The organism is Peribacillus sp. P4_D6 (assembly GCF_056401795.1).
Map to the genome: position 1 here is coordinate 1 of NZ_JBFUIQ010000313.1, position 1,600 is coordinate 1,600.

Genomic DNA, 1,600 nt, shown 5'->3' on the forward strand with positions numbered 1-1,600 from the left:
CCCTGTTACTGCTTCCAAAATCGGCCTAGGTTCCGTTGTAGGCTTTATAAGCAGCGTAATCACAAAAGGCATCATCCAGCTTCTGATGATAGGATATTTTATATTCGTGGTATTCTCATAGGAAAAATAATCGAAAAATGAAAAATTGAGGCATATGGTTTGAAACGGTTACAAAAATTTGATACTCTATTGCTAGCGAGCTTTAGGTATCTTTCGAGAACTGAAGCCCTCAAAAAAACAGCTTACATAGGGAGGAATTTTATTATGGCTTTTGAACTTCCACAATTACCGTATGCATATGATGCATTAGAACCACACATCGACAAAGAAACAATGAACATTCACCACACTAAACATCACAACACATATGTGACAAACCTGAACAATGCGCTTGAAGGCAACCAAGAACTTCTAAGCAAAAGCGTAGAAGAAATCGTCGCTAACCTTGACGCAGTACCTGAAGCTGTTCGTACAGCTGTACGCAACAATGGTGGCGGACACGCTAACCACACTTTATTCTGGGAAATCCTTTCACCTAACGGCGGCGGACAACCAACTGGTGAATTAGCGGATGCCATCACTTCAAAATTCGGAAGCTTTGACAGCTTTAAAGAAGAGTTCGCTAAAGCGGCTACTACTCGTTTCGGATCTGGCTGGGCTTGGCTTGCAGTCAACAATGGCGAGTTGGAAGTAACAAGTACACCTAACCAAGACAATCCATTATCAGAAGGTAAAACACCGCTACTTGGATTGGACGTTTGGGAGCATGCTTACTACTTGAACTACCAAAACCGCCGTCCTGAATACATCAATTCTTTCTGGAATGTTGTAAACTGGGATGAAGTTGCAAAACGTTACAGCGCTGCAAAATAATTTATAATTAAAAAAGACGGGATTCCTTTTGTAAAAAGGAATCCCGTCTTTTTTTGGTTTCTTTTATCCGAACCGGAATATTAAAGAAAAACAAATAAAGGCAACTCGTATTGCTTGTTTCGCCCAAAAGAAATGAAAGAAATTCACAAGTAAAAGCTCCGAATTTACGAGAACGCATAAATTCACGAGTAAAATCTTCAAATTCACGAGTAAATGCCCAAAACTCACGAGTAAAAGCCCGAAATTTACGAGTAAAAGCCCAAAACTCACGAGTAAAAGCCCAAAATTCACGAGTAACACTCCAATTCCTGAGTAAAAGCTCAAAATTCACGAATAAAAGCATCGATTCACGATTAAACACCCCAATTCATGAGTGAAAACTCGAAATACACGAGTAAAAGCCCGAAATTCACGAGTAACACTCCAATTCCTGAGTAAAAGCTCAAAATTCACGAATAAAAGCATCGATTTACGAGTAAACACCCCAATTCATGAGTGAAAACTCGAAATACACGAGTAAAAGTCTGAATTCACGAGTGAACACCCCAAATTCATGAACATCCCCTTCGTCTCCCAATCGAAGAGTTTTCTTTATACTGTTACTGTTCAAGTTCAGAAGGAAAACAGTATAAGGGCAACTGCTTCTCTGTCTTCGCCAATCGAAGAGTTTTCTTTATACTGTTCTTAATTTTATTTGAGAGAGCTTTAAGGAAAACAGTATAAGGGC

General features: G+C 39.3%; 1 protein-coding gene and 1 pseudogene. Both read left to right on the forward strand.

Translation table 11 applies throughout. The features are described 5' to 3' along the window. A pseudogene (locus AC1DVB_RS27100) lies at positions 1 to 121 on the forward strand (DUF456 domain-containing protein); the annotation flags it as partial. A 143-nt stretch (positions 122 to 264) separates the two neighbouring features. Then, entirely contained in the window at positions 265 to 873 is a 609-nt protein-coding gene (sodA, locus tag AC1DVB_RS27105; RefSeq protein WP_034308436.1) for a superoxide dismutase SodA, read from the forward strand. The last annotated feature ends 727 nt before the right edge of the window (positions 874 to 1,600 follow it).